The following is a 23,857-nucleotide window of genomic DNA, read 5'->3' on the forward strand; positions in this document are numbered from 1 at the left end:
CGATACAGCCCGCTCACCGCGACTGCGCGCGCCGAAATCACCCGTTAGGGAGCGACGGTGGCACAGCCGACATTCGGAATGCAGCCGGTGGCACCCTCAGGCCCGGCCGTACCGCCCGGACCGCCTGGGACCGCGCCCGTGGCACCGCCCGGCCCGACTGCGGCTTCGGGCCCGCCAGGAATGTCAACAGTCGCGCCGCCAGGGCCGACCGCACCCTCTGGACCACCGGGAATGTCGACAGTCGCACCGCCGGGGCCAACCGTCCCGACGTCCGCGCACGGTGTGCCGTCGGCGTTCACGCAGGGCGGCGGTGGCGGATCAGCGATGGAAATGGGTGCAACGGCGATCGCAGCTGCCGCGGCGCCCGTGAACAACATGGGCATCGTCTTCGTCAGTTTCACGATCATGTAGTTCGGCTACCCACGATCGCCGGACGCCTAAACTCAGGCGAAGCGTTTGGTCATCCGCGGCGGCATTACCCGCATCACCTGCACCAACGGCGCCCACGGCCACCGCGGCACCACCGCGCGCCCCTTCTCGCGCTCGATTGCGTCGACAATCGCCTTCACGCCGGTCTCGTTGTCCACCATCAGCATGGTCGTGGCCGACTTGGCCGTCATCTCCGATTCGATGTAGCCCGGCTCGATCACCGTGACCCGGATCGGGCCCTTCGCGTATTCGGCGCGCAGCGATTCACCCAGCGACGAGACCCCCGCCTTGCTCGCGGCGTAGGCCGCCTTGACGCCGGGCACACCCTTGTTGCCGAGCACGGACGAGATCAGCACCAGATGCCCCGAACCCGCCTTCTTGAACATCTCCAGCGCGGTCTCGATCTGCACGAGCGCCGACACCAGATTGGTGTTGATGGTGGCTTTGTTGGCCCAAAGTTTGCCTCCACCAAGGTGATAGCCCTTGCCGATGCCGGCGTTGACGATGACGCGGTCGATGCCGCCCAGCTCGTCGGCCAGCTCGGCGAAGACCTTGGGCACCTGCTCGTGGTCGTCGACGTCGAGCGCTGCGACGGCAACCTTGATGCCGGGATGGCGCTCGAGGAGTTCGGCCTTGAGTTCGTCGAGCCGGTCGACGCGACGGGCGCACAATGCCAGGTCGCGGCCCTTGGCGGCGAAGGCGCGGGCCATGCCGGCGCCCAGGCCGGAGCTTGCACCGGTGATGAGGATTTTCTGCCGAGTCACACGTGGAGCTTATTTGAGCAGCCGCGACAGCCGACGGTCGGCCAGCACTTTGCCACCGGTCTGGCACGTCGGGCAGTACTGGAACGACTTGTCGGCGAACGACACCTCGCGCACGGTGTCCCCACACACCGGGCACGGCAGTCCGGTGCGAGCGTGAACCCTTAAGCCGGAACGCTTTTCGCCTTTGAGCGTGGCGGCCTGCTGGCCCACGGAGCGGGTCACCGCGTCGGTCAGCACCGAGATCATCGCGTCGTGCAGCGCCGCCAGCTGCGCGTCGGTCAGCTTGCCGGCGGTGGCGAACGGCGAAAGCTTTGCCACATGCAGGATTTCGTCGCTGTAGGCGTTGCCGATGCCGGCGATGACCTTCTGGTCGGTGATGACGGTCTTGATGCGTCCGGTCTGGCCCTTGAGCGCGGCCGCCAGCTCCTCCGGTCCGAGCGACAGCGCGTCGGGACCCAGCGCCGCGATGCCCGGCACCTTGACAGGATCGTCGACGAGCCACACCGCCAGCCGCTTCTGCGTGCCCGCCTCGGTGAGGTCGAAACCCGGTGCGTCACCGGGTGTTCCGAGATGAACTCGCAACGCGATCGGGCCCTTGCCCGGTTTGAGCGGGGCCGCGGACAGCTTGTCCGACCAGCGCAGCCAGCCCGCCCGCGACAGATGGGTTATCACCGACAGCTCGCCGGCCTGCAACCCGAGGTACTTACCCCACCGCGCGGCACCGGTGACGGTCTGACCGTGCAGGGCCGAGATCGGCGGGTCGAACGTCTTCAGCACCGACAACGCGGCGACGTCGACGCGACCGATCGGCAGACCGACCGCGTGCCGACGCAGGTGGTCGGCCAGGGCTTCGACCTCGGGCAGCTCGGGCATGAACCCAGTCTGCCTAAGCCCGCACCACCAGCGACAGCGCCCAGCTCACAATCGACAGCACGATCGCGGCCCAGATCGCCGTCCACCAGAAGTCGTCGATGTAGAGGCCCCAGTGTGTGGTGTGCTCGGTGATCCACGACGTGATCCAGAGCATCAACGCGTTGATGACGATGTGGATCAAGCCGAGGGTGAGGACATACAGCGGAATCGAGATGATCTGCACGATCGGCTTGATGATCGCGTTGACGAGCCCGAAGATCACCGCGACGACGAAGATGATGCCGATCTTCTGCCACGTCTCCTCCCCGCCGACGAAGCGGATGCCGTCCACCACGAGGGTGACGATCCACAGAGCGAGTCCGGTCAACGCGGCGCGCAGCAGAAAGGCCATGCGGCTGATGTTGCCATGGCGCGCAGTCATTCATCGAGATTGCGTACAGGGTTGCGAATTCGGCCGGAGAGCGACCGTCAGCGCAATCTCAACAGGTAGGTGTCCATGATCCAGCCGTGCCGGGCGCGGGCCTCGGCGCGCATCTCGGCGATCTTCTCGCCGACCTCGCCGACGCTGCCCGCCGCCAGCAGCTCGTCGGGCGTGCCGAGATATGCGCCCCACCAGATCCGCGTCTGCGGCGGGCAACCGAGAAACGAGCACTCCCCGTCGAGCATCACCACCGCGGTGCCGGACAGCCCGTGTTCGCGCAGTTGCCGACCGGTCGTGATGAGCACCGGTTCGCCGACGTCGTTGAGCGGGATGCGATGGCGCGCGGTCAGCGCCTGGATGGCGGTGACACCGGGGATGACGTCGTAGTCGAAGTCGACGTGCGCGGCGACGGCGTCGAGGATGCGCAGCGTGCTGTCGTAGAGCGACGGGTCGCCCCACGCGAGGAAGGCGCCGACGCCGTCGTCGTCAAGTTCCGTGGCGATGGCGTCGGCCCACACCCGCGCCCGCGCGGCATGCCAATCCGCGACGGCCTGGCGGTAGTCGCCGTCCTTGGCGCGCGGCGGGTCGGGCAGTTCGACGAAGCGATAGTCAGACCCGTCGATGAACCGCTCGCAGATCAGCCGGCGCAGGGCCACCAGATCGTCCAGATCGTCCTTGAGGCCACCCTTGTCCATCGCGAAGAACACCTGGGTGTGGTTGAGCGCCCGGACCGCTTCGGCGGTCACGTAATCGGGGTCGCCGGCGCCGATGCCGATGACGTGGATGCGTCGGGTCACGCAGGTGAGTATGCGCCGCCATCCCCCGTGACGTGGATCACAAGCCATACCCCAGGTATGCGGTACCCTGAGTATTGACTCTTCACGTAGGGCTACTTACCTTCAAGAGCACAGCGGCAACGGAGGGAACGTCAAGGATGACTGCTTCGGCTACGACGGGCACCACGCACGCGGAATTCTCCGAGCGGCTGCTGAAAGGCTCGGTCAAGAAGTCCTACGCGCCGATCGTCGACATCGACTGGGACGCGCCGCTGGACCCCGACAAGTTCTTCCTGCCGCCGAAAGCGGTCTCGCTGTACGGCACCGAACTGTGGGACAAGATGTCTCGCGAACAGCAGATCGAGCTGTCCCGCCAGGAGTTCGTGAACACGCTGTCGGCCGGTATCTGGTTCGAGAACATCCTCAACCAGGCCCTGCTGCGCAAGATGATGCACCAGGATCCGACCGCGCGGGCCACCCACTACGAGCTGACGGAACTGGGCGACGAGACCCGCCACATGATCATGTTCGGCAAGGCGATCGAGTACGTCGGCGCCAAGCCGGTGCGGCCGCGGCTGTATCAGCGGCTCATCATCAACCTTCTGCCGCTGGGCTTTTGGGGTTCGGTGATCTGGGTGGCCGCCCTCATCGGTGAGGAGATCTTCGACTCCATCCAGCGCCAGATGATGGACGATCCCGAGCTGCAGCCAATGGTGCAGCGACTCATGCGTATTCACGTCACCGAGGAAGCCCGCCACATCCAGTTCGCCCGCGACGGGCTGCGCAAGCGAGTGCCACATATGCGGCGGCTCAACAGGATCTGGGTCTCCAACCTCAACGGCGCCGGTGGGTTGTTCTTCCGCTACCTGTTCACCAACAAGGTGCCCTACGCCCGCGCCGGGCTGAACCCGCGTGAGGCGCGCCGCATCGCGCGTAACAGCCCGCACCGCCGCGAAGTGCAGGTGGCCGGTTTCGCGCCGCTGGCCGCCTTCCTCGAGGAGGTGGGCCTGATGGGTCCGATCGCGCGACGGCTGTGGCGGCGCACCGGCTTCTTGCCGCAATGACCTACGACGTCGCCGTCATCGGGGTGCCGCGCGCCGAAAAGGCTTTGCGTGATGCCGGATTCGCCATCGTCGTGGCCGACGCCGCAGAGGGCTTCGACGACGACACGCACACCTGGGCGCTGAGCACCGGCGACGACGCCCGCGTCGTCATCTCCGATCAGCCCGTAACCGGCCGCGATAACCTGACGCCCTACCTCGGCGTCGCCGTGCACGGCGTGCCCAACTACTTCATGCTCACCGGCGACGACGCCCTGGCCGACGCTCGTCTGCACTACATCATCGAGTGCCTGAAACTCATGCGTCGCAGGGAAAGTACCCGCATCGAGGTGCGCTACAGCACCCAGCGGACCTTCCACGACCGCGGCGGCCGCGAACGCGAGACGCCGGCCTTCTGGCGGCGGATGGAAAAGCTCGCGCGCTCGGCGTTCGACCTGAGCTCGCCCGTCGCCGTCGAGAACGAGGTGTACGACGGGCCGGCCAGCGTCCGCATCGGCGACGACGAGCACTCGGTGCGTGTCCGACTGACCGGATACCTCGATCCCATCGACGGCCGATACCACTGGCGGGGAACGGTTTTCGAGATGCTGCCCGAAGACGTACTCAAGCAGTCGCAGCCGGTCCAACTGACCATCGACGGCACCGCGGAGGGCCGGATCACCGAGCGGACACCGTGGGGCACCTACTCGGTTGCCGGCGTCGGCGCACCACCCTTTGCGCTTGACGACGACGTCGCTGTGCCCACGCGATAGCGCCAGCCGAGCACCACGATCGCCAACACCGCACCGGCAACGCCGGAGATCAGCAGCGGCAGGCTGCCGTCGTCACCCCACATGAACCCGGCCCACAGGCCGGCCGCCAAGATCGCGAACCCGCTGAGCCCCTGGAACACACCCTGCGCACTGCCCTGTAGATCGGCGCCGACTAGCGACGAAATCCACGCCTTGCCAACGCCATCCGTGCAGCCGGTGAACAACCCGTAGGCCCCGATCAAAAGCCAGGCCGTCAGCGCGTCCGTCGTCAACCCCAACCCGGCGTAGCCGATCGCGAAGAACACCAACCCGACGCCGAACACCGCCGACCGACCAAACCGATCGGCCGCCAACCCCGCCGGGTAGCTGGACAGCGCGTACACCGCGTTGTATCCGACATAGGCCAGGATCACCTCGGCGACGGAGAAGCCGATCTCGTTGAGCCGCAACAACAACAGCGCGTCGGGGAAGTTCACCAGGCCGAAGCCGACGACCAACGCCGTCACCCGCCAATAGCCGCCCGGCAGGTCACGCACCCGCGCGAAGACCGCCCGTCGCGCGCCCCGCGGCACGACGCGTCGCTCGCGCACCAGGAACACCAGCGCCACACTGAGCACCGCCGGGACCACCGCCACCCACAGCAGCGGCGCGATCTGATGGTCAAGCAGCTCGTAACCGGCCAGGCCCAACAGGGGCCCGACGACCGCTCCGAGCGTGTCCATCGCGCGGTGGAAGCCGAACACCCGCCCGCGGGCGGCCTCGTCGACGTCGGCCACCAAGAGCGCGTCGCGCGGCGCGCCCCGAATGCCCTTGCCCAGCCGGTCGACCACACGACCGGCCAACACGCCCGGCCATGCGGTGGCCGCCGCCACCATCACCTTGCCGAGGGCGGCCATGCCGTAGCCGGAGGCGATCAGCGGGCGACGGGCAAACCGGTCGCCCAACGGCCCGGCCGCGAGTTTGGTCAACGACGCCGCGCCCTCGGCGGCGCCTTCGACGGCGCCCACCACTGCGGCGGGAGCGCCGAGCACCGTCGTCAAATAGATCGGCAGCAGCGGGTAGAGCAGTTCGCTGGCGGTGTCCTGCAGGAAGGAGACCGCCGAGAGCACCCGCACATTGCGAGTCAGCCAGCTGCGCACCCGGTCATCATGTCGGGTTCATGCCGGCGAGCGCGCGCTACTCCGGCTCTCCCCCTTGACCGCGCGATAGCCGTGCGCGCCGGCCCGGTCGACGGCGGCGCGCACCAATCCGAACAGCAGACCCTGCAGCGCGGCGGCGGTGATCGCCTCGCGGGCGGAACGGTCGAGGTCCTTGGGGTCGGGTGGTTCGCGGTCGGTGGGGCTGACGCGCTGCCACACCTCGGTGAAGACTTTGCCCGCCAACAGTCCACCGCCGACGCTGGTGGCGATCTGCAGGGGCAGGTACAAGGCTTTCGAAACCGCGCTCACAGCCATCAGGTTCCCGGTGGCGCGTTCGGTAAACCTAGTATTCGACCCATGCGATTCACTTACGCCGAGTCCATGACCGACCCGACGTACTACATCCCCCTCGCCAAAGCCGCCGAAGCGGCCGGCTACCACGCCATGACGATCGCCGACAGCGTCGCCTACCCGTACGAGTCGGACGCGAAGTACCCCTACACCCCCGACGGCAGTCGTGAGTTCCTCGACGGCAAGCCGATGATCGAGTCGTTTGTGTTGGCCTCGGCGCTGTGCGCGGTCACCACCACATTGCGGTTCAACTTCTTCGTGCTCAAGCTGCCGATCCGGCCGCCGGCGCTGGTGGCCAAGCAGGCCGGCTCGCTGGCCGCGCTGTTCGACAACCGGCTCGGCCTCGGCGTGGGCACCAGTCCGTGGCCCGAGGACTACGAGTTGATGGGCGTGCCGTTCGCGAAACGAGGCAAGCGGATGGACGAGTGCATCGAGATCATCAAGGGCCTCACCACTGGCGAGTACTTCGAATTCCACGGCGAGTTCTACGACATCCCGAAAACGAAAATGACGCCGGCGCCGACGAAACCGATCCCGATCCTCGTCGGCGGCCACGCCGAGGCCGCCCTGCGGCGCGCCGCGCGATGCGACGGCTGGATGCACGGCGGCGGCGACGGGGAAGAACTCGACCGCCTCATCGCCCGCGTCAAGCAGTTGCGCGAGGAGACCGGCCGCACCGATCCGTTCGAGATCCACGTCATCTCGATGGACGCGTACACCCTCGACGGCATCAAACGCCTCGAGGACAAAGGCGTCACCGACGTCATCGTCGGTTTCCGGGTGCCCTACATCATCGGCCCGGACACCGAACCGCTGGACGACAAGATCCGTCACCTCGAAAGGTTCGCCGAGAAGGTCATCGCCAACCTGTGACGACGCCGGCTGCCCGTATGGTCGCGGGTTCGACGCGGACCGTGGGCAGGCGCACCTTGAAAATCGTAAGTCCCGCAACGGATTCGGCGGCGATCGTGCCGCCATGCGCCTCGACAATCGACGCGACGATCGACAAGCCCAACCCGAAGTTGCCGGCCTGACGTGATCGTGACTTGTCGGCGCGGACGAACCTCTCGAACAGATGCGGCAGCACCTCGCGGGGGATGCCCGGCCCGTTGTCGGTGACGGTGAGTTCGGTGTAGGCGCTGCCGTTGTCGCCTCCCCGGGTGAAGATGGCCGTTGTCACGGTGGTGCCCGGTGGAGTGTGCACCCGCGCATTCGACAGCAGGTTGGCCAGCAGCTGGTGCAGCCGGGCCCGGTCGCCGCGGACCCACACCGCACCGTCGGGGACCTCGGTCAGCCACCGATGGGTGGGCGCGGACACCTTGGCGTCGTTGACCGCGTCGATGACGATGTCGGTGAGTTCCACCTCTGCGGTGTTGAGGTCTTCGCCCTCGTCCAGCCGTGCCAGCAACAGCAGGTCGGAGACCAGTGAATTCATCCGGCGCGATTCGGATTCGATTCGGGCTAGCGAGTATTCGGTGGTTTCGGGCAGCACTGAGCTGTCCTGGCGGGTCAACTCGGAGTATCCGAGGATGGCCGCCAGCGGCGTGCGCAGTTCGTGGCTCGCGTCGGTGATGAACTGGCGCATCCGCCGATCCGATGCCGCGACCTCGGCCAGCGCGCGCTCGACATGTGCCAGCAGCCGGTTCAGTGTGTCGCCGACAAGCCCGACCTCGGTGCGCGGATCGGTGTCGCCGTCCGGCACCCGCGGCGTGATCGCGTGGTGGTCGCGGTCCAGTGGCAGCGTCGCCACTTCTGCCGCTGTCGCGGCGACCCGGCTGAGCGGACGAAGCGCGAATCTGACAAATGCGACCGTGCCGAGCGCGGTGACGAGAACGGCGAGCGCGGTCATGGCGGCGACGATCGCCGTCTCCTGCATGACGGCTTGCACTGCGGGCTCGAGCGATACCGCCGTCACCATCAGCTCGTCGCCGTCGCCCGGTCGGCTCTCCATCAGGTACTCGCCGAGCCCCGGCAGGTCGACCTCGCGTTTTCCGCCGGCACCCTCGGCGAGGGAGGAAATTTTCGCGGCGACAGCCTCGGGCGCCGGGCTGGCCTCCCCGTCGCTGAACAACGCGGAGTCGACCACCTCGCGGTTCTGGATCAGCGCGATGACGTTCCCCGGCGCCTGTCCCACCACCTGGGTCAACGGCTTCATCGCGCCGGGCGGCGGTTTGTCGCCGGTGTCGGTCGGCGTGATGCGGAACTTGGTGACGCTGTAGCTGAATCCGTCAGCCGATGCGGTCAATTGCGTGTCGATCACGCCGGACAGCGAATGGCGCAGCGTCACCACCGACATCACGCCCACCGCCACCAGCACAGCGATCACCACGGCGGATACGCCCACCACCAGCTGGCGGGTCAGCGTCCATGTACGCCATCGCCGCATGATCACTCTGCCGGCCGCAGCATGTAGCCGACGCCACGCACGGTGTGGATCATCGGCTCATGGCCGGCGTCGATCTTCTTGCGCAGGTACGACACGTACAGGTCGACGATGCTGGAGCGTCCACCGAAGTCGTAGTTCCACACCCGGCGCAGAATCTCCTGGCGGCTCAAGGCACGTCGCGGGTTGCGCATCAGGAACCGCAGCAGTTCGAACTCGGTAGACGTCAGCGCGACCGGAACGCCCGCGCGGGTCACCTCATGGCTGGCGCCGTCGAGTTCGAGGTCGCCGACGGTGAGCGTCTCATCCTCCGCAGGAGTGAGATACGCCGACCGGCGCAGCAGCCCGCGCAGCCTGGCGACAAGCTCCTCGAGCGAGAACGGCTTGGTCATGTAGTCGTCGCCGCCGGCGGTCAGCCCTGTGACGCGGTCCACCACCGAGTCCCGTGCGGTGAGGAACAGCGTGGGGGTGTAGGTGTCTGACTCGCGGATCTGCTGCAGCACACCCAGGCCGTCCATATCGGGCAGCATGATGTCGAGAACCAGGATGTCGGGTTTGTCGGCCTGGTATTTGTCGACGGCCTCGGCGGCGTCGTGTGCGACGTCGATCACCCAGCCTTCGTACTCCAGAGCCATCCGGACAAGATTGGTGAGCGAGGGTTCGTCGTCGACAAGCAACACCCGGATGGGCGACCCGTCGGCCCGGTACATACGCGGCAGCTGGCCAAGGATGGCGCGACGGGGCGCCACCTGGTCGCTGACCGGCACAGTGGTCATTAGGCCATTGTCCCGATCGCCTGACCGGCCGCGAGGTTACTCATAGAAAATTCATATACGGGGCCGCCACAAATGGCTTCGGATACCGGCGCCGATTCCACGGCGTAGCGTCGTCCTCGGAAAGGGTTATCTGCCCAGGGCGCGGGTAACCAATTCGCGATGGCTGGAATCGATGGGATGCCGAAGGGCATCGTGGCGGTGGGCGCCTCTGCCGGAGGCGTCGAAGCCCTCGGCGAGATGGCCGCCGGGCTGCCCGCCGATCTGCCCAATGCACTGCTGGTCGCCCTGCACCTGCCCGCCAACGCGCCGAGTGTGCTGGCCCGCATCATCGATCGCAGCGGACCGCTGCCCGCGATGCCCGCCAAGGACGGCGCCCCACTGGAGGCCGGCGTCATCTACGTCGCGGTGCCCAACCACCATCTGCTCGTCGCGGATCATCAGGTGCTGTTGTCGGAGGGCCCGACGGAGAACGGTCACCGCCCGGCGATCAATGCGCTGTTCCGTTCCGTCGCATTGCATTTCGGGCCGCGGTCGATCGGGGTGCTGCTGTCGGGTGTGCTCGATGACGGTGTCCTGGGCATGGCCGCGATCCGCTCACGGGGCGGCATCACCATCGCCCAACATCCCGACGAGGCGGTATTCGCCGCCATGCCCACCAATGCCATCCAGGCCGGTGTCGTCGACCACCGCGTTGCGGCGGCCGACGTCGGCAACCTGCTCGCGCAGCTGGCGGACCGAGAGCTCGAGGAGCAGGACATGGACAAACACATGCAACCCGACGACAGTATGGAACTGGAGAACCGCATCGCGATGGGCCGACGGTTCTCGACGTCGTTCGACTCGGAGGCGCTCGGCCCGCACTCCGGCTACACCTGTCCCGACTGCAACGGATCACTGATCATGGTGAGCGAGAAGAACTATCGCTGCCGGGTCGGCCACGCCTGGACGGCCGACGCGTTGCTCAAGGCGCGCGACGACGAGATCGAGGGCGCCCTGTGGGTGGCGCTGCGCAGCCTGCAGGAGAAGGCCAAGCTGTCGAGGAAGCTGGCGAGCAACGTCAGCCCCGGCATGCTGTCGCAGCGCTACACCGAGCTGGCGAACGAGGCGGAACACGCGATGTCCGTTCTGAGCAGACGATTATCGGAAGCGGCGTCCGTCGCGGGTGAACGCGGTGCCGACTGACCATGCCAGTTCCTTGACCGTCTCCGCGGAGGCGGTCGGAGACGTCTGCGTGCTCGCCGTGCGCGGAGTTCTCGACAGCACCACCTATTTGTTCCTGCGGGACCGGATCATCAAGGCCGCACTCGACGAGCCCATCGCGGTCGTCGTCGACGTCAACGAGCTCGGCGTCCCGGCGCAGTCGGCGTGGGCAGTGTTCACCAGCGCCGCCTGGCACGTCGGGCGGTGGCCGGAGATCCCAATCTTCTTGGTGTGCAATGATGCTGCTGCGCGCCGGACGATCGTCCACAACGGTGTCGCCCGCTATGTACCGGTCTTATCGACGGTCGACGAGGCGCTCGGTGTGTTGCGACACGCCGGCCCGCCGCCGTATCGCCGCAGAGCGCGCGCCGAGCTTCCGGCCAGCATCGCCAGCTTGCGACGCTCACGCGAACTGGTCACGGAATGGCTCTCGGCATGGGGCCAGGACGATTTCATCCCGATCGCGAAAGTGATCGTGACCGCCTTCGTCGAAAACGTGCTGCGGCACACCGACAGCTCGCCCAACGTGCGCGTGGAAGCCGCCGGCGACACGGTGACCATCGCTGTCGCCGACGGCAACCCCAGCCCGGCCGGTGTGCGCGAACCCCGCTCGTCGCATGAAACGCCGACGGGCTTGCGGATGGTGACCGCGCTGTGCCGCAACTGGGGCAACGCCCCCACCCCGGCGGGCAAAACGGTGTGGGCCGTCATCGGACCCGAGAACCGGCCGTAGCCGGGAGTATGTTCAGTCCATCGAGACGAGGCGGACGGACACGGTTTGAACGAGACGGACGAATCATTCGAAGCCCTACTGCGCTATATGCGGGATTCGCGTGGCTTCGATTTCACCGGCTACAAGCGCACTTCGCTGATGCGGCGGGTGCGCCACCGGATGGACCAGGGCGGTTACCACACCTACGAGCAGTATCTCGATGTGCTGCAGGCCAGTTCCGACGAGTTCGCCGCCCTGTTCAACACGATCTTGATCAACGTCACGGCGTTCTTCCGGGATCCGGAGTCGTGGGACTTCCTCCGCGACGAGGTGCTGCCGTCGCTGCTCGCCGCTCGCGCGCCGACCGATCCGATCCGGGTGTGGAGCGCCGGCTGCGCGTCCGGGCAGGAGGCGTATTCGCTGGCGATGGCGATGGCCGAGGTGCTGGGGCCCGAAGACTTCCGGCAACGGGTCAAGATCTACGCCACCGACGTCGACGAGGACGCACTGACCGAGGCGCGCGCCGCCACCTATGACGCCAAAGCCGTCGAATCTGTTCCGCCGGATCTGCTCTCGAAGTACTTCGACGCCGCCAACGGCCGGTACGTGTTTCGCAAAGACCTGCGGCGGGCGGTCATTTTCGGCCGCAACGATCTGGTGAAAGACGCACCGATATCGCGGGTGGACCTACTGGCCTGCCGCAACACGTTGATGTACCTGAACGCCGAGACACAGCGAACAGTGTTGGGCCGCTTGCATTTTGCCCTCGCACCACACGGCATCCTGTTCCTCGGCCACGCCGAGATGCTGCTGAGCCACTCCGACCGTTTCACGCCGATAGACCTCAAGCACCGGGTGTTCCGCAAGGCCGCGGGCTCGCACGCCGGGATGGGCGGATTCGACGCCGCGGCGGCGATGGCCGACCGGCACGGCGACTTGCCCGCCATGGATGCGCTGCGCGAGTTGGCGTTTCGCGCCAGCCCCGTCGCCCAGATCGTGGTGACGGGCGAGGACACCGTCGCGATGATCAATCAGCAGGCCGAACTCACCTTTGGGCTGTCGGCGCGTGACATCGGCCGGCTGTTGCGTGATCTGGAGGTGTCGTTCCGGCCGGTCGAGCTGCGCGCCTACCTCGAGCAGGCGAAGGTCGAACGCCGCGCGGCGATGATCCAGGACGTCCACTGGCAGCGGCCCGGCCTGGACGCGGTCTGGTTCGAGGTGCACATCAATCCGCTGGTCGACGCCGAGAACGGGCTGCTCGGGGTATCGGTCGTGTTCTTCGACGTGACGGCCACGAAGGCGTTGGTGGAGAAGGTCGTTCAGACCAATCGCCAGCTCGAGGCCGCCTACGAGGAATTGCAGTCCACCAACGAAGAGCTCGAAACCACCAACGAGGAACTGCAGTCGACGGTGGAGGAGCTGGAGACCACCAACGAGGAACTCCAGTCCACCAACGAAGAACTCGAGACGATGAACGAGGAGCTGCAGTCCACCAACGACGAATTGCAGACCATCAACGAGGCGGTGCGGGACCGCAGCATCGAACTCGACGAGGCCCGCGCGTTCCTCGGGTCGCTGGTCAACTCGCTGCACGTCGGGCTGGCGGTGGTGGACCGGGAGATGCGGGTGGTGCTGTGGAACCGCGGCTGTGAAGAGCTGTGGGGTTTGCGTGCCGAGGAGACCACCGGCACCGCCCTGACGGCGTTGGATATCGGTCTGCCCGTCGACGAGGTCAAGCCCTTGATCGGGCGCGCGTTTGTGGAACCCGACACCAGCGCGGTGACGACCCTCGACGCGGTCACCCGCCGCGGGCGTGCGGCCCGGGTGCGGGTCAGGTGTTCGGCGTTCCGGTCGCCGGATTCGGTGCAGGGCGCGCTGCTGTTGATGGAGGTCGCGCCCGACGGCGCTAGCCCTGCTTGAGCTGGTCGGCCGCCCAGCCGTCGTGGCGGTGAGCGGCGTCGCGATGCTGTTCCGCGGCGTCTTGGTGGGCGTTGCCGCCGTCGTCGCCTTCACGGATCGCGGCCTCTTCATGCGCCGCGGCGGCGCGCAGATGGGCGGCGCCGGCCTCGGTGTGGCGGTCGGCGGAGGCCCGGTGCGCGCGCTTGGCCCGCGCGAGCGCCTCCCCCGCGCGGCGTTGGGCCCGCTCAGCGGATTCGGCGGAGGACCGCACGCCGCGGGCCATCTCGTCGAGGCGGTCGGCAAGTTCGTCGGCGCGTGCGCGGGCCAGTTCCGCCCGCGCGGCGGGCGAGCTGGTGGGACGTTCTGGTGTACTCATGTCAACGCCGCAGTGTGGCGTGGGGGCTTTCTCCGAAGGCTTGGCGGTACATCACGGCAAACCGGCCGGTGTGCAGGAAGCCCCACCGGGCGGCGATGTCGGTGACGGTCTCGCGTGCCCGGTCGGCGTTCAGCAGATCCCGGCGGGCGTACTCCAGGCGCTGGCGCCGCAGATATTGCAGCGGCGTCACGTCGAGGTGGCGGCGGAACATGTACTGCACCGCACGCGGGGTGACGTGCACGGCCTGCGCGATGTCGGCCAGCCCAATGTCGTTGGCGACGTTGGCTTCCATGTATTCGACGGCGCGGCGCAGCAACGCCGGGTGGGTGTCGGTGGCGTCGAGCGACGTCGGCTCCGTCATCGCCGAGTTCGGGAACGCCGTCAGCGTCACGGCGGCCAGTAGGCGCCCGGCATGCCCGAGAACCAGCGAATTCACCAGGTCGTCGTCAACCAACACGCTGTTGTGGACGTAGCGCACGGTGTCCTGCCACAACCGGCCCGCCGCCGTGTCGACGGGCTCGAAGCGGAAGAACCGGATGGGCTTGGCATCGCTGTCGGGCGTTCCGGTGGCGACGCTGGCGACAAGCCCGGGGTCCATCACCACCGAGGTGACCGAGAGATCGCGGGCCTGCACGTCGTGCGGGAGATCGGGCTGGGTGACCAGCGAGACGTCGCCGGGGCGTGCGTGCGCCTCGATGCCGTCGCAGCTGCCGGCCAGGCGTCCGCCCTTGGCCCAGACCGCGATGACCTTGTTGAGCGGATCGGGTGAGGCCCTCAATTCGCCGGGATCTGCACCTGGTCGATGGCGAACGGGCCGGCATCGGTGCGGGTGTGGGTGAGCAACGGCTTGTCGCGGCGGCGCGCCACGCCCTTGAGGGACAGATGCAGGCGGGCGCCGTATGTGGACTCCAGGAACTCGCACACCGCGTCCGGGTCGCACAGCTCCACGTGCGAGCGGACGGGCCGCTCGAGATATGTCGCCGTGGTACCGATCGTGATCACCTCGTAGCAGGTGGCCTTAACCCTACTCGCGAAGTCCTTTGCGGAAGCTGCGCATCAGCGAAATTGCACTCCTGGTGGCGTTACGACTCCCAGCGGACCTCGTCGGGCGACTTGTCCGGGCGCAGACCGCGCCAACTGGGTTGGCGTAGTCGATTGTCAGTGGTGCGTTCGCTGTAGCGGACTTCGCCGACCAGCTCGGGCTTCACGAACGTCACGCCCTTGGCGTCCTGCGTGGGAAGCCTTGTGTTGAAAGGGGATTCGTCGGTGTGCAGGGGTTTGAGAATGCGCTTGAGTTTGGCGAGCTCCTTCTCCGTGAACCCGGTGCCGACGCGTCCGACGAACTGCAGACCGCCCTCGTCAGGGATGCCGAGCATCAACGCGCCGATGCCGCTGGTGCGCCCGCCCGTGCCTTCACGCCATCCGCCGATCACCACTTCCTGGGTGTTCCAGATCTTGTCCTTGATCCACGACGACGACCGTCGGCCCGGCTGGTAAGTGGAATCCCACTTCTTGGCGACCACACCTTCCCAGCGGTGCTTGCGGGCGTACTCCAACGCCTCCTGCCCGTCGCCGGGCAGCAAATCGGGGACGATGAGTCCGCCACCCTCCGCGAGGGTTTCCAGTAATTTCCGACGGTCGCGGTACTTCGCCTTCAAAAGCCAGCGACCGTCGAGCCGCAGGATGTCGAATGCCCAGAACTCGACGCGGGTGGAGCGCGCCCGGTTCTGCATTTCACCGAAGCTCGGCACGCCGGACTCGTCGAGCGCCACCGCCTCACCGTCGAGCACGACGTGGTGGTCGGCAAGATCGGCGGCCAGTGCCATCAGTTGCGGGTACTCGTGGGTGACGTCACGGCCGCTGCGTGACTGCAAGCACAGCTTGCCGTGGTCGGCGTCGACCAGCAGGCGGTAGCCGTCCCACTTGCCCTCGAACGCCCATTCGCTGGCCTTGAACTTCTCGATCGAGCCCTCCGTGGCCAGCATCGGCGCGAAATCGCCTGGCTTCGGCCCAATGTCGCCGCCGTGGCGGCTCCGGGGTTGCGTTTGCTCCTTCATCCGGTGCGCCAGCCAGTTCTTGCCGTCGGTCTGGATCAGCGCATAGCGGCCGTCGATCTTCTTGCCGTGCAATGTGACGATCACCTCGCCCTTGTTGCCGTTGCCCTCGGCGTCGGGGGGTACATCGTTGAATTTCTCGGTCTCGTAGGTGCCGGTGTCCCAGACGACCATCGTGCCGGCGCCGTACTCCCCCTGCGGGATGGTGCCGTGAAACGTCAAGTACTCCAACGGATGATCCTCGGTGTGCACGGCGAGATGGTTGACCGACGGGGTCTCGGGCAGATTCTTGGGCACCGCCCAGCTCACCAGCACGCCGTCGCGCTCCAGGCGCAGGTCGTAGTGGAGGCGACGGGCGTGGTGCTCCTGGATGACGAACCGGTCGTTGTTGCCTGTTTTCGGAGGCGTTTTCGGGACCGGCTCGGGCGTCTTGCTGGCGTCGCGCATGCTGCGGTACTTGGTCAGCTTGTCATCGACCGGTACGTCGGCATCGAGCTCCGCCAATAGGTCACCATCTTTCTCGACGCGGTCGAGGACTTCGTCGAAGTTCAGATGCCGCAGCTCGGGGTCGTCGATTTCGTCCCAGGTGCGGGGCGCTGCGACGGTCGGATGTTCGCGCCCGCGAAGCGAATACGGTGCGATGGTGGTCTTCGACGCGTTGTTCTGGCTCCAGTCCAAGAACACCTTGCCCTTGCGCAGGCTCTTGGTCATCGTCGCAGTGACGAGCTTGGGCATCATCGATTCCAGTTGCTGTGCAACGCGTTTTGCGAGGGTGACGGCGCCTTTAGAGCTGATCGGGTTCGCCAGCGGGGCGTAGAGGTGCAGGCCCTTGCTGCCGCTGGTGAGCGGGTGCGTCGTCAATCCGATGTCAGACATCAGATCGCGGACCTCGCTCGCCACCTTGCAGAGTTGGGGCATCGTGACGCCCTCGCCGGGGTCGAGGTCGAACACGATGCGGGTGGCGGGGCCCGGTTTCTGGTCGATGAAGCGCCACTGCGGGACGTGCACTTCCAGCGCGGCTTGCTGGGCGATCCAGGCCAGGCCCTCCTGGGTGTCGATGATGGGATAGGTCGTGGTGCCTTCGCGGTGAGAGACGCTGGCGCGGTTGAGCCAATCGGGGGCGGAGCTGGCGAGCTGCTTTTCGAAGAACGACGACTCTTCGACGCCGTTGGGCCAGCGCTTGCGGGTGGCCGCGCGGCCTGCGATGTGCGGGAGCATCACCTCGGCGATGGTGACGTAGTACTCGAAAACTTGTGCTTTTGTGACGGCCTTTGGCCGTCCGCCCGTCGCCGGGTACAGCACCTTGTCGGGGTTGGTCAACCGCACCCGGCCGCAACGATCCACGGTTCAAACGTATACCCGCTGCTACGGTGGGTTAATGAGGCGAATTGCGGCGTGTGGGGTGGTGGCCGTGTCGCTTTTCGGCGCCCCACCCGCCGCTGCCGATCCGCAAGACCTCGTGCCGTATTGCTCTGGCGATCAGACACCGATGGACCACAACTGCCGTGAGATGGCGCATCAGGTGTTCACGCACGGGTCGGGCCTCGATCCGGACCTGCCCAGCGGCCTCGACCCCGCCAACGAGCCCGTCACTTAATTCGTCTAATTCGTCGCGAAATTGCATTCCGGCAGGTCTCTACTCGCACTTTCGCTGCCTGCACGCAATCTCGCGGTGCTTGTCGGTGCTTGTCGGTGCTTGTCGGTGCTTGTCGGTGTCGCCGAGCACTATCTGGCCATGGGGGAGATCATCATCATCGGCTCCGAGGCAATCGCCCAGGGTGTCGTCACGAAACACGAGCTACAGCGCTGGTACCGCCCGCTGCTTCCGAATGTTCACGCGCCGCGGGGCAAAGAGTTGACGCTGCGAGATAGAACGCTCGGCGCATGGTTGTGGTCGAACCGCGAAGGCATCATCACTGGCGCGGCCGCGTCGGCGTTGCATGGTGCCCGATGGGTCGACGGCGATGTGCCGATCGAAATGATCTTCAACTGCGGCCGTCCTCCGCGTGGCGTCGTGACCCGCAACGAGCGCATTGCCGACGATGAGGTGACATGGGTCGGCGAACTTCCGGTGACCACACTGGCCCGCACCGCCTTCGACCTCGGCCGCCACTTGCCAAGGGGTCGGGCGATCGCCCGCCTCGACGCACTCATGAACGCCAACCCATATTCGATCGAGGACGTGCTATTACTCGGCAAGCGCTATGAGGGTGCGCGTGGCGTGAAGCAACTGCGGGCGCGACTGCCGCTCGTGGACGGCGGTGCCGCGTCGCCACCGGAAACGCGACTGCGATTGCTATACATCGACGCAGGATTGCCCAGACCGACAACGCAGATCCCCGTCTACGACGAGAACGGCTGGTTGGTGCGCATCCTGGATATGGGCTGGGAAGACTTTATGGTCGCCTCCGAATACGACGGCGATCAACATCGCACCGATCGCCCCCAATATGTAAAAGATGTGCGAGTCATGCGAAAGCTCGCACGTCTTGGCTGGGACGTTGACCGAGTAATCAAAGAAGACCGCGATCCCGCGGTGATCGCGCTGGCCCGCTCAGCGCTGATTGCTCGCGGCTGGAAACCGTGAGCGCCGCGAAATTGCATTCCGGCAGGCCTCTACTCGCACTTTCCCTGCCTACATGCAATCTCGCGGCGAAGGACTAGAGGCGTTCGCCCGTTTCCGGGTGGAAGAGATGCACCACGCCCTCGGGGATCTTGCGCAGCTCGATGGTGTCGGCGAGACGCGCGGGCGCCCGCGATAGCGAGCGGGCGACCAGCTGCACACCCGGTCCCGCATGGGTATACACGTAGGTTTCGCTGCCCAGGTCCTCGACAAGGTCGACGACGACGTCGATGCCGCCGCTGTCGGAGACCTGCAAATGCTCCGGCCGTACCCCGACAGTGACCTGCTCGAGCCCGGCGTCGTGCAGCAACGTCATCTGGTCGCGCTCGAGCTCCAGCGTCGAGTCGTCGCCGATGCGCACACCCTGCGCCGTGATCGGCGCCGTCAACAAATTCATCGCCGGCGAGCCGATGAACCCGGCGACAAACGCGTTGGCCGGCTTGTCGTAAAGCTCTGCGGGCGAGGCGAATTGCTGCAGTTTGCCGTTGCGCAGCACCGCGACGCGATCGCCCATCGTCATCGCCTCCACCTGATCGTGGGTGACATAGACGGTGGTGGTGCCCAGCCTCCGTTGCAAAGCGGCGATCTGCGTGCGGGTCTGCACCCGCAGCTTGGCGTCGAGGTTGGACAGCGGCTCGTCCATGCAGAACACCTGCGGCTCGCGCACGATCGCGCGGCCCATCGCGACGCGCTGGCGCTGCCCGCCGGACAGTTTCGCGGGTTTGCGGTCCAGAAAGTCCGTCAGGTCAAGCAGTTTGGCGGCTTCTTCGACCTTGCGCCGCCGCTCGTCACGCGGCACCCCGCGCAGCTTCAACGCGAACCCCATGTTCTCGGCGACGGTCTTGTTCGGGTACAGCGCGTAGTTCTGGAACACCATCGCGATGTCGCGGTCCTTCGACGGCACACCGCGCATGTCGCGGCCGCCGATCTCGATCGTGCCCTCGTCGATGTCCTCGAGGCCCGCCAGCATCCGCAGCGCCGTGCTCTTACCGGACCCGGACGGGCCCACCAGCACCACGAACTCACCGTCGGCGATATCGAGATTCAGCGAATCGACCGCCAGCTTGTCAGAGCCCTCGTAGATGCACGAGGCGCTGCGGTAAGTGATTGTCGCCATTGGTGATTCTCCTTACTTGATGGCGCCGAAGGACAGTCCACGAACCAGCTTGTTCTGCGCTATCCAGCCCGCGAGAACAACCGGCAGCGCGGCCATCGTCGCCGCCGCGCACAGCTTGGCCCAGTACAGGCCCTGGCCGGCGATGAAGCCGACGAGGAACACCGGAATCGTCTGCGCCTGAACGGCGGTCAGGCTGACCGCGAAGAAGAACTCGTTCCACGCGAAGATGACGCAGATCAACGCGGTGGCCGCGATACCCGGGGACACCAGCGGCAGAATGACTTCGCGCACCGAGCGCCATGTGCTGGCGCCGTCCAGCGCCGCCGCCTCCAGCAGCTCACCGGGCACCTCGAGGAAGAACGACCGCATCATCCACACCGCGATGGGCAGATTCATCGCGGTGTACAGGATCACCAGCGCCCAGATGTTGTCCAGCAGACCGATATTCGAGACGATCACATAGAGCGGGATGATCGCGGCGACGATCGGAAGCATCTTGGTGCTGATGAAGAAGAACAGCGCGTCCTGCGTCTTGCGCACCGGCCGCAGCGACAATGCGAACGCCGCCGGGACGCCGAGCAGCAATACCAGGATGGTCGAAACCGTCGTCGCGAACAGCGAATTCAGCAGCGCAGTGCCGACACCCTGGTCGAATACTGCCTTGAACTCGTCGAGAGTGGGCACGAAGAACAGCTTGGGTGTCGTCGTATACGCGTCGACTTCCTGCTTGAACGCGGTGAGCACCATCCAGAACACCGGAAAGAAGAACCCGAGCCCGACGATCCACGCCACCGCACCCCACGGATCGAACCTGCGGCGCTTGACCTTTGGCTTGACGGCGGTGGTAGCAGTAGTAGTCATCAGGATGCCTCTTGTTTGCCGGTGAACGTCTTGAAGATCAACCGCAGCGCGAAGGTGGCGATGATGATGGTGAAGATCACCACGATCACGCCCATCGCGGCCGCCTGGCCGATGTCGAAGCCAAGGAACGCCCGTTGGTAGATGTAGAACGGCAGGTTCGAGCTCGCGGTGCCCGGCCCGCCCTGGGTCATCATGTAGATCTGGTCGAACGTGTTGACCAGGTAGATGGCACCGAGCACCACACCGAGTTCGATGAACCGCCTCAGGTGCGGCAGCGTCAGTTCACGGAACAGCTGGAACGGGCCCGCCCCGTCGACTCGGCCGGCCTCCAGGATGTCGCGAGGCATCGACTGGAGGCCGGCGAGAATCAACAGCATCATGAACGGTGTCCACTGCCATATCAGTGCGACCATCACCGACGCGAGCGGGAAGCGGCTCACCCAGTCGATGCCCTCGCCGGGCAGCACCCAGTTCACCACGCCGAACACCGGATCGAGCATCGCGGTCTTCCACATCAGCGCTCCCGCAACGGGTGTGACGAGGAACGGGGTGATCAGCAGCGTGCGCACCACGCCGCGACCGAGGAACACCCGATCGAGCAGCAGCGCCAGCAGCAGCCCCAGCAGCGCCGCGATCAGCACCGTGCCGACGATGATGATGACGGTGTTGATGGCGACCTGCCAGAACGTGCTGTCGCCGACCACATCGACGTAGTTCTGGAAGCCGATGAACCGCCGCGACCCCGGCCGAACCAGGTTCCACGACAGCAGCGAGTAGTACAGCGTGAATAGGAACGGGATTTGGGTGACGACGATCATGAAGATCAGCGCCGGCAGCAGCGGGCCGCGTCGCCGCCACGCCTCCGCCCGTGACACTCCCTGGTCTTGCGCCTTCTTGATGCGTGCGACGTGTTCGGCTTCGGTCTCGACGACCGCAGGGGCGGTGGTGGTCATGGCGTCTCCCGGTACGTCCTGCCGACGACCTCGGCGTACTGCTGCGATTGCTCCAGCGCGTCGGCGACCGACTTCTGGCCGGCGACGGCAGCGCTGATCTGCTGGCTGACCCGTGTTCCCAGGTCCTGGAACTCAGGGATGGCCAAGAACTGAATCCCGGTGTAGGGCACCGGATCTACGGTCGGCTTCAGCGGGTCGGCGTTCTCGATCGATTCGAGTGTCACCTGCCCGAACGCCTTCGACGCTTCCTTGTACTCGGGAATCTGATACGTCGACAGCCGGCTGCCCGGCGGCACCCGCGCCCAGCCGAGTTCCTCACCGACCAGCCGGATGTAATCCTTGTCGGTCATCCACGAAATGAACTTCCACGCCGCGTCTTTCTTGTCACTGCTCTTGGGGATACCCAGCGACCAGGTATAGAGCCAGCCTGAGTTCTCTTTCTCGACGACCGGCGCCATCGCGTAGCCGACCTTGCCCACCACATTCGACGACGCGGGATCCTCTAGCACCGACACCGCCGAGGTGGCGTCGTACCACATCGCGGCGCGGCCCTGGGCGAACTGCGTGGCGCATTCCTGGAAACCCGCTGTGGCAGCGCCTGGTTCGCCGTGTTCGCGGACCAGGTTGACGTAGAAGTTCACCGCGTCGGCCACCTCAGGGCTGTTGAGCTGGGCTTTCCACTCCATGTCGTACCAGCGGCCGCCGAAGGTATTGATCACCGTGTTCAGCGGGGCCAATACTTCACCCCAGCCAGGCTTGCCGCGCAGGCAGATGCCCACCATGTCGGGCGTGTCGAGCTTGGCGGCCGCGTCGGCCACCTGCTGCCAAGTTGGGTTGCGCGGCATAGTGATTCCGGCCCGATCGAACAAGTCCTTGCGGTACATCAGGAACGACGATTCGCCGTAGAACGGCACCGAGTACATATCGCCCTCATATGACAGGGACTCCCGCAGCGACGGAATGAAGTCCTCTTCGTCGTAGCCCGGCGTCTGGCGGGCGTACTCGGAGAGGTTGACCAGCCACCCATTGGCGGCCCATTGCGGGGTTTCGTAATTGCTGATCATCACCACGTCGAACTCGCCGCCGCCCATCGCGGTGGATGCGGTGATCTTGGCGCGGGCCTGGTTCTCCGACAGCGTGATGAATCGCAGCTTGATACCCGGGTTTTCGGCCTCGAAGCGATCGGACAGGTCACGGGCGTCCGTCATTTGCGAGTTCGACACCATCGCGATGGTGACGGTGTTCTCTGTCGCGCCGAAGGTGCCGGCGCCGGCACAGCCCGCCGTCAACATCACCCCCGCGGCCGCGGCGCAGAATCGCTGTACCAGTTTCATCGTCACCTCACTTGTCCTGAGCCAGAAGCCATCGGGCGCAGTCGATGTCGCAGACCAGCAGTCGGGCGAGCTTGCCCCGTAGCGCGGCCAGCGTGGCGTGGTGCTTGGCGGGCCCACTGGAAATCAGGATCGTCTTCTTGCACCGGGCGATGTCTTGCAGCGGCACCGAAACCGCGCGCTGTTGGAGTTCGTGGTGCACCGGGCGGCCGTCGGCGTCGAAGAACCTGCCGCCGATCTCGCCGACGGCCCCCAAGGCGATGAGGTCGTCGATCATCCGGGTATCCAGGAAGCTGCCCTCGAACAGCGTGGTCGACGTGGAGACCGCGCCGACACCGAACAGCATCACGTCGGCCCGTCGACCGGCCTCCAGCGTCCGGGAAATCACCGAGTCGCTGCGCATGGACGTCACCGTCGCGGCGTCGGCATACAGCGGCGCAGGCAGCCGGATGATGCTGGCCCGCAACGTGTCTGCGCATCGTCCGAGGATGAACTCGGTGCCCGTCTGATAGGCGGCGGTCGACATCGCGCCGTCGAGTTGGACCACCGCCTTGCAACTGGCCACCCCCGGCGTCAGCGCCGCCGCGACCGCGGCCTGCTCAGGACCCCAGGTAATGCCGAGCACGTCGTTGGGCGCGAGGCGGCGCATCACAAGCGCGGCGGCCGCCCGACCCAGATTGCCCGCGACCACCGCCTCGGTGAGGCCGTAGCGCTTCTCGAGTTCACGTTCCTCGTCGGCGTGCAGGTCGTCGCGCATGTCCGGCGGCACGACGACGTCGATGCGGACCAGTCCCCGGGCTTTGGCGCGCGCGACCAGCCGTCCCGCCGTCGGACGGGACACGCCGAGCCGCGACGCGATCTCAGCCTGAGTCAGGCCGTCAAGGTAATAGAGCGTCGCCGCGCGCAGGGCCAGCCGAAGATCCTCGGGCGTGGCGGCACTGACCGTCCCGGCGACTTGGCCGTTCGACGTCGTTGTGCCCATCGGTGCCCTTTCTGTGAGCAAATG

The 23,857-nt window shown here is 66.3% G+C and carries 25 protein-coding genes and 2 pseudogenes; 8 read left to right on the forward strand and 19 right to left on the reverse strand.

All coding sequences use genetic code 11. The features are described from left to right. Positions 1 to 44: 44 nt before the first annotated feature. The 6 genes and pseudogenes from CWS39_RS29535 to cobF all read right to left on the reverse strand — a co-directional run bounded on the left by CWS39_RS29535 (position 45) and on the right by cobF (position 3,284). A complete protein-coding gene (locus tag CWS39_RS29535) occupies positions 45 to 407 on the reverse strand; it encodes a hypothetical protein (protein ID WP_102143282.1) in 363 nt (120 codons plus the stop codon). Positions 408 to 443: 36 nt separating this feature from the next. After that, complete coding sequence (locus tag CWS39_RS12685; protein ID WP_102143283.1) at positions 444 to 1,193, reverse strand: SDR family oxidoreductase; 750 nt, start codon at positions 1,191 to 1,193, stop codon at positions 444 to 446. Between the two features lie 9 nt (positions 1,194 to 1,202). Beyond that, on the reverse strand, positions 1,203 to 1,670 hold the full coding sequence (locus CWS39_RS29540) for a zinc finger domain-containing protein (RefSeq protein WP_233213497.1): 468 nt from the start codon (positions 1,668 to 1,670) through the stop codon (positions 1,203 to 1,205). Positions 1,671 to 1,823: 153 nt separating this feature from the next. Next, positions 1,824 to 2,066, reverse strand: a pseudogene (locus CWS39_RS29545) (DNA-formamidopyrimidine glycosylase family protein); the annotation flags it as partial. Between the two features lie 13 nt (positions 2,067 to 2,079). Further along, positions 2,080 to 2,457 carry a phage holin family protein gene (locus CWS39_RS12695; protein ID WP_102143386.1) on the reverse strand — a complete coding sequence of 126 codons (378 nt, stop codon included), beginning with the start codon at positions 2,455 to 2,457 and terminating at the stop codon, positions 2,080 to 2,082. Between the two features lie 77 nt (positions 2,458 to 2,534). Then, positions 2,535 to 3,284 (reverse strand): precorrin-6A synthase (deacetylating), encoded by a 750-nt coding sequence (cobF, locus tag CWS39_RS12700; RefSeq protein ID WP_199178098.1) that lies wholly within the window; start codon positions 3,282 to 3,284, stop codon positions 2,535 to 2,537. Positions 3,285 to 3,421: 137 nt separating this feature from the next. Here cobF and CWS39_RS12705 point away from each other — a divergent pair. Both CWS39_RS12705 and CWS39_RS12710 read left to right on the forward strand, forming a co-directional pair. Beyond that, positions 3,422 to 4,321, forward strand: a pseudogene (locus CWS39_RS12705) (AurF N-oxygenase family protein); the annotation flags it as partial. A 2-nt stretch (positions 4,322 to 4,323) separates the two neighbouring features. Next, positions 4,324 to 5,076, forward strand: coding sequence for a DUF4873 domain-containing protein (locus CWS39_RS12710; RefSeq protein ID WP_142386842.1), 753 nt, complete (start codon positions 4,324 to 4,326; stop codon positions 5,074 to 5,076). Here CWS39_RS12710 and CWS39_RS12715 read toward each other — a convergent pair. Both CWS39_RS12715 and CWS39_RS12720 read right to left on the reverse strand, forming a co-directional pair. Continuing rightward, on the reverse strand, positions 5,007 to 6,215 hold the full coding sequence (locus CWS39_RS12715; RefSeq protein WP_102143288.1) for an MFS transporter: 1,209 nt from the start codon (positions 6,213 to 6,215) through the stop codon (positions 5,007 to 5,009). The two genes, CWS39_RS12710 and CWS39_RS12715, sit on opposite strands and share 70 nt — an antisense overlap. A gap of 18 nt (positions 6,216 to 6,233) precedes the next feature. Continuing rightward, positions 6,234 to 6,524, reverse strand: a complete 291-nt coding sequence (locus CWS39_RS12720; protein ID WP_199178099.1) for a DUF4235 domain-containing protein — start codon at positions 6,522 to 6,524, stop codon at positions 6,234 to 6,236. Positions 6,525 to 6,572: 48 nt separating this feature from the next. Here CWS39_RS12720 and CWS39_RS12725 point away from each other — a divergent pair, with 48 nt between their 5' ends. Continuing rightward, on the forward strand, positions 6,573 to 7,439 hold the full coding sequence (locus CWS39_RS12725; protein WP_102143290.1) for a TIGR03619 family F420-dependent LLM class oxidoreductase: 867 nt from the start codon (positions 6,573 to 6,575) through the stop codon (positions 7,437 to 7,439). Here the strand turns inward: CWS39_RS12725 and CWS39_RS12730 are convergent. Both CWS39_RS12730 and CWS39_RS12735 read right to left on the reverse strand, forming a co-directional pair. Next, a complete protein-coding gene (locus tag CWS39_RS12730) occupies positions 7,423 to 8,952 on the reverse strand; it encodes a sensor histidine kinase (RefSeq protein ID WP_102143387.1) in 1,530 nt (509 codons plus the stop codon). The genes CWS39_RS12725 and CWS39_RS12730 overlap by 17 nt on opposite strands. A 2-nt stretch (positions 8,953 to 8,954) precedes the next feature. Further along, entirely contained in the window at positions 8,955 to 9,725 is a 771-nt protein-coding gene (locus CWS39_RS12735) for a response regulator transcription factor (protein WP_102143291.1), read from the reverse strand. A 159-nt stretch (positions 9,726 to 9,884) separates the two neighbouring features. Between CWS39_RS12735 and CWS39_RS12740 the strand changes: the two genes are divergently transcribed. The 3 genes from CWS39_RS12740 to CWS39_RS12750 all read left to right on the forward strand — a co-directional run bounded on the left by CWS39_RS12740 (position 9,885) and on the right by CWS39_RS12750 (position 13,557). Then, on the forward strand, positions 9,885 to 10,907 hold the full coding sequence (locus tag CWS39_RS12740; RefSeq protein WP_102143292.1) for a chemotaxis protein CheB: 1,023 nt from the start codon (positions 9,885 to 9,887) through the stop codon (positions 10,905 to 10,907). 13 nt (positions 10,908 to 10,920) lie between these two features. Further along, positions 10,921 to 11,658: an STAS domain-containing protein gene (locus CWS39_RS12745; RefSeq protein WP_102143388.1), complete on the forward strand. Its 738-nt coding sequence runs from the start codon at positions 10,921 to 10,923 to the stop codon at positions 11,656 to 11,658. An 87-nt stretch (positions 11,659 to 11,745) separates the two neighbouring features. Next, entirely contained in the window at positions 11,746 to 13,557 is a 1,812-nt protein-coding gene (locus tag CWS39_RS12750; RefSeq protein ID WP_233213498.1) for a CheR family methyltransferase, read from the forward strand. Here the strand turns inward: CWS39_RS12750 and CWS39_RS12755 are convergent. The 4 genes from CWS39_RS12755 to CWS39_RS12765 form a co-directional block, all read right to left on the reverse strand. Then, on the reverse strand, positions 13,544 to 13,912 hold the full coding sequence (locus CWS39_RS12755) for a hypothetical protein (RefSeq protein ID WP_102143294.1): 369 nt from the start codon (positions 13,910 to 13,912) through the stop codon (positions 13,544 to 13,546). The genes CWS39_RS12750 and CWS39_RS12755 overlap by 14 nt on opposite strands. Position 13,913: 1 nt before the next feature. After that, entirely contained in the window at positions 13,914 to 14,690 is a 777-nt protein-coding gene (locus CWS39_RS12760) for a helix-turn-helix transcriptional regulator (protein ID WP_233213487.1), read from the reverse strand. Further along, entirely contained in the window at positions 14,687 to 14,914 is a 228-nt protein-coding gene (locus CWS39_RS29550; protein WP_233213488.1) for a hypothetical protein, read from the reverse strand. The genes CWS39_RS12760 and CWS39_RS29550 overlap by 4 nt, the downstream gene beginning before the upstream one ends. A gap of 80 nt (positions 14,915 to 14,994) precedes the next feature. Continuing rightward, entirely contained in the window at positions 14,995 to 17,310 is a 2,316-nt protein-coding gene (locus tag CWS39_RS12765; RefSeq protein ID WP_102143295.1) for an ATP-dependent DNA ligase, read from the reverse strand. Positions 17,311 to 17,344: 34 nt separating this feature from the next. On the opposite strand from CWS39_RS12765, the gene CWS39_RS12770 reads away from it, so the two are divergent. Further along, a complete protein-coding gene (locus tag CWS39_RS12770; RefSeq protein ID WP_102143296.1) occupies positions 17,345 to 17,563 on the forward strand; it encodes a hypothetical protein in 219 nt (72 codons plus the stop codon). A 138-nt stretch (positions 17,564 to 17,701) separates the two neighbouring features. Then, positions 17,702 to 18,553 carry a hypothetical protein gene (locus CWS39_RS12775; RefSeq protein WP_102143389.1) on the forward strand — a complete coding sequence of 284 codons (852 nt, stop codon included), beginning with the start codon at positions 17,702 to 17,704 and terminating at the stop codon, positions 18,551 to 18,553. Between the two features lie 73 nt (positions 18,554 to 18,626). Here the strand turns inward: CWS39_RS12775 and CWS39_RS12780 are convergent, their stop codons facing one another. The 5 genes from CWS39_RS12780 to CWS39_RS12800 are packed head-to-tail and all read right to left on the reverse strand — an operon-like array spanning position 18,627 to position 23,833. Then, the gene (locus CWS39_RS12780) at positions 18,627 to 19,706 is read right to left on the reverse strand and encodes an ABC transporter ATP-binding protein (protein WP_102143297.1); all 1,080 of its coding nucleotides are present in this window, start codon (positions 19,704 to 19,706) and stop codon (positions 18,627 to 18,629) included. 12 nt (positions 19,707 to 19,718) lie between these two features. Beyond that, positions 19,719 to 20,567, reverse strand: coding sequence for a carbohydrate ABC transporter permease (locus CWS39_RS12785; protein ID WP_102143298.1), 849 nt, complete (start codon positions 20,565 to 20,567; stop codon positions 19,719 to 19,721). Next, a complete protein-coding gene (locus CWS39_RS12790; RefSeq protein WP_102143299.1) occupies positions 20,567 to 21,520 on the reverse strand; it encodes a carbohydrate ABC transporter permease in 954 nt (317 codons plus the stop codon). The genes CWS39_RS12785 and CWS39_RS12790 overlap by 1 nt, the downstream gene beginning before the upstream one ends. Continuing rightward, complete coding sequence (locus tag CWS39_RS12795; RefSeq protein ID WP_102143390.1) at positions 21,517 to 22,854, reverse strand: ABC transporter substrate-binding protein; 1,338 nt, start codon at positions 22,852 to 22,854, stop codon at positions 21,517 to 21,519. Before CWS39_RS12795 ends, CWS39_RS12790 begins: the two co-directional genes overlap by 4 nt. A gap of 7 nt (positions 22,855 to 22,861) precedes the next feature. After that, on the reverse strand, positions 22,862 to 23,833 hold the full coding sequence (locus tag CWS39_RS12800) for a sugar-binding transcriptional regulator (protein ID WP_102143300.1): 972 nt from the start codon (positions 23,831 to 23,833) through the stop codon (positions 22,862 to 22,864). Between the last annotated feature and the right edge of the window lie 24 nt (positions 23,834 to 23,857).

Source organism: Mycobacterium hubeiense (genome assembly GCF_002838065.1).
In the GTDB taxonomy this organism is placed as follows: Bacteria; Actinomycetota; Actinomycetes; order Mycobacteriales; family Mycobacteriaceae; genus Mycobacterium; species Mycobacterium hubeiense.